Here is an 8,323-nt window from a genome sequence, read left to right as displayed (position 1 = left end):
CCCGAGCCCCGGCCCGCTGAGCCGCCGCCGCTCACGGGCTGTTCCCGCTCGGTCACGACCGTGCCGGACGCGTCTCGGGCGCGCAACGATTTGGCCGAAGAGACTGTGTCCCAGGTCACCTTCGAGTTGAATGATCGGGTGTGTTCCCATCGCCGTTCGGTGGTGGGGCGGCAGTGTCGAGCGGGGGTGCCGGATGGCTGCTCAACCCGAAACCCAACCCGAGGCCCAGCCCGGACGGGAGCCCGGGGCCGAACCCGGCGACCGGTCGGGGACCTCACCCGCGTCCCCGCCGGGCGCCGGGGCGACCGCGACCCCAGGCGGCGCGGGTGACGACGTGCTGCTCGCCGCCCTGCTGGACGGTATGGACGCCGCCCTGTGCGCCTTCGACGCCGACGGCGTCGTCACCCACTGGAACCGCGAGGCCGAACGCATCCTGGGCTGGTCCGCGCGGGACGCGGTCGGCCGGCGCGGGCTGGGCGGCTGGGCCGTCCGCAGCGCCGACGCCGACGAGGTCGCCGCCACGCTGCTGGGCGCGATGCGCTCACCGGGCCGCCGCGTGCACGAGTTCGCCCTGGTCACCAAGGACGGAGGCCGGGTGCTGGTGCGTACCCAGTCGGCCGGTGTGCGGGACGCCGACGGCCGCCCGGCCGGTGTGTACTGCGCATTCAGCGAGGTGCACACCCAGATCGACCTGGAACGTTCGATCGCACTCAGTGAGGCGCTGCTCGGCGACGCCTCGTGGGGCATGCTGATCATCGACGCCGACCTCCGCCCGGCGGTCGCCAACACACGTGCCGTGCGCACCGTCCGCATGGGCCGCGCGGCCCTGCTCGGCCGACCGCTCGGCGACGTGCTCGACCAGGGCGTGGAGGAGGTCGAGAGCGCCCTGCAGCACGTGCTCGCCGAGGGCCCGCCGCCCGCCCCCGCCGACCTGTGGGTGACACTGCGCGCCGGCGGCGACAACGGGAACGACACCCTGTCCCCGGCCGGGCCCGGCGCCGGCCCGTCCCGCCGCCGCTGCCTGCGCAGCGGCTTCGTCCGGCTCGCCTCACCGCTGGCCGAGGAGCCGGTGCCGCTCGGCGTCGCCTGGATCTTCCAGGACGTCACCGAGGCCAAGCTGGCCGAGCAGCGCGCCACCCGGACGCGCTTCCGGGACGGCCAGCTGAACCGCGCGGCGCGCGCCGCGGCCGAGTGCGAGGACCCGATGGAGGGCGCCGCCCTCTACCTCGAGTTCACCCTGGCCGGCTTCGCCGACCACGCGCTGCTCGACCTGTGCGCGGGCGACCGCCTGGTGCGGGCCGCGCACAGCCCGGCGCCGCCGCCCGGCCACGGTTCGCCGTCCCCGCTGAGCGGCATCCCGCTGCCGTACGGGGAGAGCCACCCCGCCGCGCAGGCCGTCGACCGGGGCGGCTCGCTGCGCACCAGCGTCGGCGGCACGCCGATCCCCGGCTGGGCCGAGGCGCGCGGCTGGCCGGCCGACACCGCGCACGGGCTCTGCTCGGTGCTGCGCAGCCGGGGCCGCGCCCTGGGCGTGCTCACATATCTGCGCGGCGCCTCCCGGCCGCCCTTCGACCAGGCCGACACCCGGTACGCCGAGGACGTCGCCGCCCGGGTCGCCGCCGCCGTCGACCTGGCGAGGGCCACGGGCGACCGCTGACGCCGCGCCCCGCGGTCCCGTCGCCGCGGGTGGCTCAGCGCCGGTAGAAGACGCGGTCCGCGTTCTCCGCCAGGACGCGCTCGTTCCACTCCGTGCCGCCGTCCACGTTCCCCGAGCGCAGCAACGGCGGTTCGACGCCGCGCGCCGCCAGCTCCCCGGCCGCCGCCGCGATCACCGCCTGGAGCAGCGCGCTGATCACGACCGTGGAGGCCGGGGCGAACGGCGCCGGGATGTCGGGGCTGGTCAGGACGGTGTCGCCGACGGGCACGTGGTTGTCGAGTACCACGTCGCAGTGGTCCTTCAGGAAGGTGCCGGAGGAGTGGCGGGAGGTCGTGTCGACGGCGTAGGCGAGCGACGTCACGCCGATGACGTGCAGTCCGGACTCGCCGGCGTGCCGGGCCATCTCCACAGGCAGGGCGTTGCGGCCGGAGAGCGAGATGACGATCAGCACGTCCCCGGCGCGGGCCGGGCTGTGGTCGAGCACCGCGGTGGCCAGTCCGTCGACGCGTTCCAGGGCGCTGCCGAGGGTGGCCGGCGCCTCCACGCCCACCGCGCCGGGGACCGGCAGCAGGTTGACCACGGCGAGGCCGCCCGCTCGGTAGACGAGGTCCTGGGCGGCGAGCGCCGAGTGGCCGGCGCCGTAGGCGAACACCCGGCCGCCGGCGGCGACGCGGTCGGCGACCAGCTCGGCGGCCCGCGAGATCGGCTCCGCCTCCTCGTCCCGCACCAGGGCGAGCAGTTCGATGGCGCGGTCGAAGAACCGGACGGCAAGCTCGTTCTCGCTCATCCGGGTCACGTTAGTGGTCTGGACCACACTCGTTCAAGCAAACGGGCGACCACGTACTGAACGGAGGTTCACATGCGCGGCGTCCGCTGTCGGTGCGATGCGTCAGAATTGTGTGAGGGCCACCGCACGAGCTGACGAGGGGCACGAATGTCCGGACTCATCGACACCACCGAGATGTATCTCCGCACCATCCTGGAGCTGGAGGAAGAAGGCGTCGTACCCATGCGTGCCCGCATCGCGGAACGCCTCGACCAGAGCGGGCCCACGGTCAGCCAGACGGTCGCGCGCATGGAGCGCGACGGGCTGGTACGGGTGGCCGGCGACCGCCACCTGGAGCTGACCGCCGAGGGGCGCACTCTCGCCACCCGGGTGATGCGCAAGCACCGACTGGCCGAGTGCCTGCTCGTCGACGTGATCGGGCTCGAGTGGGAGCAGGTGCACGCCGAGGCCTGCCGCTGGGAGCACGTGATGAGCGAGGCCGTCGAGCGGCGCGTCCTGGAGCTGCTGCGGCACCCGACGGAGTCCCCGTACGGCAATCCGATCCCCGGTCTGGACGAGCTGGGCGAGAAGGGCGAGGCCGACCCCTTCCTGGACGACGCGATGGTCAGCCTGGCCGACCTGGAGACCGACGGGGACAGCAAGACGGTCGTGGTGCGCCGGATCGGCGAGCCCATCCAGACGGACGCACAGCTGATGTACACGCTGCGGCGCGCCGGGGTGCAGCCGGGCTCGGTCGTCACGGTGACGGCCGGCGCGGGCGGCGGTGTGCAGGTGGGCAGCGGCGGGGAGAGTGCGGAACTCCTCCCGGAGGTCGCCTCCCACGTCTTCGTGGCGAAGCGCTGACTCGTCGCCGAGTGCTGGTCCGAGTGCTGATCCGTCGCCGCCGGGCGCTGACCTGTGCCGAGCGCTGAACGCGCCGGGGCGGCGGAATTGTACGGTCAATCTTTCGCCACTCTGGCGTAGTTGGCGGGAAATCACACTGTCCCGTGCCATGGCGTGCCACCCTGTCGCTTGGGGTCGCTGGGTGCATATGCGGCGGGAGGGTGCCATGGCCGACCGGCTGACCGGCTGCGCGGCGCGGGCCCCGGCGGTGGTCGCCGGGGCTCCGCTCCCTTGTGTCCCCCCTCTTGCGGCGGTACGGAACCCCGAGCTTTCCGGGCCGCCTTCCCCTCCGGGCGCGCTGCCACCTCCCTCCCGTCCTCCCGATGTTCCGGGCGCCCGTCCCCGACCCATGTCTTTCCTCGCCGGGGTCGGCCAATCCGGGAGCGGTGTCACTCGAACGAGGGGTGTTGCGGCGCGCGACACTTTGTTCGAATAGAGGTTCGATACCTTGCTGGTGTCGGATCCGTTGTCGGGTCTGAGGTGTTGATCCGGTCGGGTCCTGTCGGGTCGCCTACGAACGGAACGGAAGAGGGCTGGGGGTGCCGGCGGCATGGTGCGGCGGATAGATGTCACTGGGCTGAGCGGAGTGCGGCTGGCGGCCTGGGAGTTCGGCGATCCACCGAAGGACGGCGGGCCCTCCGCGACGCCGGGCGTGCTCGGCGGCACCGGCGAACGCCCCGCCGGCGGCGTGCTGTTACTGCACGGCCTGATGGGGCGCGCCTCGCACTGGGCGAGGACGGCGCGGCGGCTCTCCGCCCGCTACCGGGCCGTCGCCCTCGACCAGCGCGGCCACGGCCGCAGCGACAAGCCCGCCGAAGGTCCCTACGACCGGGACGCGTTCGTGGCGGACGCCGAGGCGGCCGTCGAGCAGCTCGGTCTCGGCCCCGTCGCGCTGATCGGGCACGCCATGGGCGCCCTGACTGCCTGGCAGCTTGCCGCGCGCCGACCGGACCTGGTGCGGGCCGTGGTCATCGCCGACATGCGCGCCTCCGCGCTCGGCGAGCGGTCGCAGCGCGAGTGGGAGAACTGGTTCCGCTCCTGGCCGCTGCCGTTCGCCACCCTGGGCGACGTCCGAAGATGGTTCGGGGAGGAGGACCCGATCCTGGAACGACCGAGCCGGGCGCGCGGCGAGTTCTACGCCGAGGTGATGACGGAGCGGTCGGACGGCTGGCGCCCGGTCTTCTCCCGGCGCCAGATGCTCACCGCCCGGGAGACGTGGGTGCACGACGCGCACTGGGAGGAGCTGACGCAGGTGCGCTGTCCTGCCCTGGTCGTCCGCGGGCTCGACGGCGAACTCGGCCGGGCGGAGGCGCAGGAGATGGTGCGCGTCCTGCCGAGGGGCCGCTATGCGGAGGTGGACGGCGCCGGTCACCTCGTCCACTACGACCAACCGGACGTCTGGCAGGGCGCCGTCGAATGCTTCCTCCACGAGGTGATGCCGAGCTGACCCGTCTTCGGCCGGGGCCCGGGCCGCCGATCGGTGCCGTCCGGGGCCTCAGGCCAGCCCGCCGTTGCTCATCAGCAGTTGGCCGTTGATCCACTGCCCCTCGGCAGAGCAGAGGAAGTCCACGAGGTGGGCGGCGTCGCGCGGGGTGCCCAGGCGTCCCAGCGGCGTCTGCCCGGCCAGCCGCTCCCGCAGCTCCTCGTCCATCCAACCGGTGTCGACGGGCCCGGGATTGATCACGTTGGCCGTGACGCCGAGGTGTGCCAGCTCCCGCGCGGCCGCCAGGGTGATGCGGTCCAGCGCGCCCTTGCTCGCGCCGTAGGGGAGGTTGCCCGCGGTGTGGTCGCTGGTGAGCGCGACGATCCGGCCGGCGCCGTGCCGCCCGTCGTACCGGAGGCCGTACTCCCGGATCAGCAGCCAGCCGGCCCGGGCGTTGACGGCGAAGTGCCGGTCGAAGCTCTCCACGCTGGTGTCGAGCAGGCCGGAGTCGACCGACTCGGCGTGGCACATGACCAGCGCGGTGACCCCGCCGAGCCGCCGCTCGACCTCGTCGAAGACGTGCGCGGGGGCGCCGGGGTCGGCGAGGTCCGCCTCGACGGCGGCGGTGGCCACCCCGCGCTCGGCCAGTGTCGCGGTGACGCGTTCCACCGCGTCCTCCTCGACTCCCCAGGGCATCCGGGTGTCGTAGGCCTGCCAGTAGGTGAGGGCGATGTCCCAGCCGGAGGCGGCCAGCCGTTCGGCGATGCCCGCGCCGATGCCGACCGTTCGACCGACCCCGGTCACCAGGGCGACCGGACGGTCGGCGCCTCGTTCGGCGGCTACGCGGCGTTCGGCGTCGGTGGGACGGTCGGCGCTCGATGGTGTGGTCATGGCGCCCGATCATGCTGCGGCGCCGATGGCGGGGCAACCGACTTCCCGCGCGGCGGCGGTGCGGCGGTCGCCGCCCGCCGCCCGGCGCTCAGTGGCCGCGGGCGGCGGCGGCCTCGCGACCGCACGCATACGCGAGCTGCGGAATGATCTCCTCCGCGTCCGGGAGCCAGCGGTTGACCGCGTTGGGCTGGCGAACCCACTGGACCGAGCCGCGTGCCCCCACCCTGGTGGGCGGCGCGGCGACCCAGCCGCCCTCCCCGTGGGTCGTCAGGTCGATCGCGCCGGGCGACCAGCCCTGGTTGCGGATCAGGTCCGGAACCTTGGCGGCCGCGCCGGGCAGTACGAAGAAGAGCATGCGCCCGTACGGGGTGCAGGCGACCGGGCCCATGCCCAGGCCCATCCGTTCCATCCGGGCCAGGGCGAGGCAGCCGGCGATCTCGGGCACGTCCACGGCGTCGAACGTCCGCCCGGTCGGCAGCAGTACGGAGGCGGTGGGCTGCTGCTCCCACATGCGGCGGGCGGCGGTGGCACTACCGGTGGCCTGTCCCGGCCACGACGAGTCACGGGGGTGCGCCCCCGGCGCGTCGCAGCGCGCGACACCGCACGTGCACCTCGGTACGCCGTCCACGGTCTCCAGCCAGGTGCCGGGGAACACGTCCCAGGCCCGCTCCTTGGCGTAGCGGACGGCATGCTCCAGCATGCCCACACCGTCGCGCTGAGCGGGGATCTGCGGCGCTGTCGTGCCCTCTGAAGTGGCCTCGCGGGCTCCCATGGTCTCTTCCACGCCCTTGACAACTGTGGCCGGGGGCGGGGGTTACGGCTGCAAAAACCTTCCCGCTGGCGGGGTTCCCCGGTGTGTCGCTCACTGTGGGTCCCAGCCCTGGCCCGGCCTGGTGTGGCACAGGGGTGGCGTCCCACGTGCCGCAGGGCGCACGGGTGCATCCCGGGGGGCGCGCGCGTGGCGAACGCCCCCCGCGCTGGGTAGCCACATGCCCGGGTCGCACGGAAAGTCGAAGACCACCCGCGAATGAGAGGGAAAGCAGCGTCTCTACCACTCTTGCGACGAGATGAAACCTTCCTCACGAATCACGCTGTTCACATCTTTCACAGGGTTTGGGGTGTTCACGCCTTTCACAGTCTTCCGCGCGTTTGGGCCGTTTCCGCTGGGCAGAGTTAGCGCAGCCCGAACGGCACGAAACAGCCGAGCGGGCAACCGCTCCGTCCGCCACCACCAGCGAGGGAGAGTCGTCACATGGCCGCCAGGCCGCTCATCGCCCGCCAGCCGAACGAGAGGCTGGGCGCTCTCATCCAGGAGGCCGGCTGCTCCAACGCCGGGCTGGCCCGCAGGGTCAATCTGGTCGGCGCCGAACACGGTCTCGACCTGCGCTACGACAAGACGTCCGTGGCCCGCTGGCTACGCGGACAGCAGCCACGCGGCCGGGCACCCGCCGTGATCGCCGAGGCGCTGGGCCGCAAACTCGGCCGCACCGTGACCGTCGACGAGATCGGCATGGCAAACGGCAGCAGCGTCGCCACCGGAGTCGGCCTCGGCTTCGCCACGGGCCTGCCCGCCGCCGTCGACCAGGTCTGCGAGCTGTGGCGCAGCGACGTCGGCCAACGCGACTTCCTCACCAGCCGGTCGGTAGCCGCCTCCGCGCTCGTCGAACCCAGCCGCGACTGGCTGATCAGCCCACCCGACCCGGCCGTCGCCCGCAACGGCGGCCCGCGCGTCGGCCGGGCGGACGTCACCGCGATCGAGGAGACCACCGCGGCGCTGTCCGACCTCGACCACCGCTTCGGCAGCGGCCACCTGCGCCCGGTGGTCGTCCACTACCTCAACAGCGTCGTCTCCGGACTGCTCACCGGCTCCTACCGGGACAGCGTCGGCCGCGAACTCTTCGGCGCGGCCGCCCGGTTGACGGAACTGGCCGGCTACATGGCGGTCGACAACGGGCAGCCGGGGCTCGCGCAGCGCTACTACATCCAGGCGCTGCGCCTGGCACAGGCCGCCGGCGACCGCGCGTACGGCGGTTACGTGCTCGCCGCCAGCATGAGCCACCTGGCCGGAGAACTCGGCAGCCCACGGGAGATCGCCCAACTCGCCCGCGCCGCCCAGGAAGGCGCCAAGGGGCAGGTCACCCCCCGCACCGAGGCGATGTTCCACGCCGCGGAGGCGCGCGGCCACGCGCAACTCGGCGACTCCCGCGCCTGCCAACTGGCCGCCGGGCGGGCGCTCACCGCGTACGAGCGCGCCCAGACCGCCACCGACACCGGCGACGACCCGCCCTGGATCAGCCACTTCGACGCCGGCTACCTCGCCGACGAACTCGCCCACTGCCACCGGGACCTGGAGCAACCCGAACCCGCCGCGAGACGTGCCGAGGAGGCACTGGCCGCCCACCCCGAAAGACGCACCCGCCGAAGGGCGATCGACCTGCTGCTGCTCGCGGACGCCCGACTGCGCCGCCGTGACGTCGAACACGCCTGCCACACGGCGGGCCAGGCCGTCGAACTGCTCGGCGGACTGCGGTCCGGGCGCGGCCACGACTACCTCTCCGCGTTCCGCGAGCGGCTCGCGCCCTACGCCGAGACCGGCCCGGCGCGGGCCTTCGCCGCCGCCCTCGTCGACGCCGACGAGCCGCCGCCGACCGCGTCGGTGTCGGCGGCCCCGGCCGCCCCACCC

7 protein-coding genes are annotated in these 8,323 nt (G+C 73.7%); 4 read left to right on the top strand and 3 right to left on the bottom strand.

The annotated features are described in order from the left end of the window. The first annotated feature begins 193 nt into the window (after positions 1-193). A complete protein-coding gene (locus FNX44_RS19975) occupies positions 194-1,657 on the top strand; it encodes a PAS domain-containing protein (RefSeq protein WP_143649805.1) in 1,464 nt (487 codons plus the stop codon). A 34-nt stretch (positions 1,658-1,691) separates the two neighbouring features. Here the strand turns inward: FNX44_RS19975 and FNX44_RS19970 are convergent, their stop codons facing one another. Beyond that, the gene (locus tag FNX44_RS19970; protein ID WP_143649804.1) at positions 1,692-2,444 is read right to left on the bottom strand and encodes an SIS domain-containing protein; all 753 of its coding nucleotides are present in this window, start codon (positions 2,442-2,444) and stop codon (positions 1,692-1,694) included. Between the two features lie 147 nt (positions 2,445-2,591). On the opposite strand from FNX44_RS19970, the gene FNX44_RS19965 reads away from it, so the two are divergent. Beyond that, entirely contained in the window at positions 2,592-3,287 is a 696-nt protein-coding gene (locus FNX44_RS19965; protein ID WP_143649802.1) for an iron-dependent transcriptional repressor DtxR, read from the top strand. Between the two features lie 589 nt (positions 3,288-3,876). After that, entirely contained in the window at positions 3,877-4,773 is an 897-nt protein-coding gene (locus FNX44_RS19960) for an alpha/beta fold hydrolase (RefSeq protein WP_143649800.1), read from the top strand. A gap of 48 nt (positions 4,774-4,821) precedes the next feature. On the opposite strand, the gene FNX44_RS19955 is transcribed toward FNX44_RS19960, so the two are convergent. Continuing rightward, positions 4,822-5,640 (bottom strand): SDR family oxidoreductase, encoded by an 819-nt coding sequence (locus tag FNX44_RS19955; RefSeq protein WP_143649798.1) that lies wholly within the window; start codon positions 5,638-5,640, stop codon positions 4,822-4,824. 88 nt (positions 5,641-5,728) lie between these two features. Next, positions 5,729-6,412, bottom strand: coding sequence for a bifunctional DNA primase/polymerase (locus tag FNX44_RS19950; RefSeq protein ID WP_143649807.1), 684 nt, complete (start codon positions 6,410-6,412; stop codon positions 5,729-5,731). Between the two features lie 480 nt (positions 6,413-6,892). Here FNX44_RS19950 and FNX44_RS19945 point away from each other — a divergent pair. Continuing rightward, positions 6,893-8,323 (top strand): NsdA family TPR-like regulatory protein (locus FNX44_RS19945; RefSeq protein WP_228450040.1); only part of this gene is annotated, 1,431 nt, incomplete at its 3' end.

Origin of the sequence: Streptomyces alkaliterrae (genome assembly GCF_007097205.2) — a bacterium.
GTDB lineage: Bacteria > Actinomycetota > Actinomycetes > Streptomycetales > Streptomycetaceae > Streptomyces > Streptomyces alkaliterrae.
The sequence above is the reverse complement of the archived record's forward strand: the minus strand, read 5'-3'. Positions and strand labels throughout refer to the sequence as shown.

What these genes read in the sequence shown, in the direction of transcription:
- FNX44_RS19970 (WP_143649804.1), bottom strand. Translation starts at nt 2,444, where the DNA reads ATGAGCGAGAACGAGCTTGCCGTCCGGTTCTTCGACCGCGCCATCGAA.
- FNX44_RS19955 (WP_143649798.1), bottom strand. Translation starts at nt 5,640, where the DNA reads ATGACCACACCATCGAGCGCCGACCGTCCCACCGACGCCGAACGCCGC.
- FNX44_RS19960 (WP_143649800.1), top strand. Translation starts at nt 3,877, where the DNA reads ATGGTGCGGCGGATAGATGTCACTGGGCTGAGCGGAGTGCGGCTGGCG.
- FNX44_RS19975 (WP_143649805.1), top strand. Translation starts at nt 194, where the DNA reads ATGGCTGCTCAACCCGAAACCCAACCCGAGGCCCAGCCCGGACGGGAG.
- FNX44_RS19950 (WP_143649807.1), bottom strand. Translation starts at nt 6,412, where the DNA reads ATGGGAGCCCGCGAGGCCACTTCAGAGGGCACGACAGCGCCGCAGATC.
- FNX44_RS19965 (WP_143649802.1), top strand. Translation starts at nt 2,592, where the DNA reads ATGTCCGGACTCATCGACACCACCGAGATGTATCTCCGCACCATCCTG.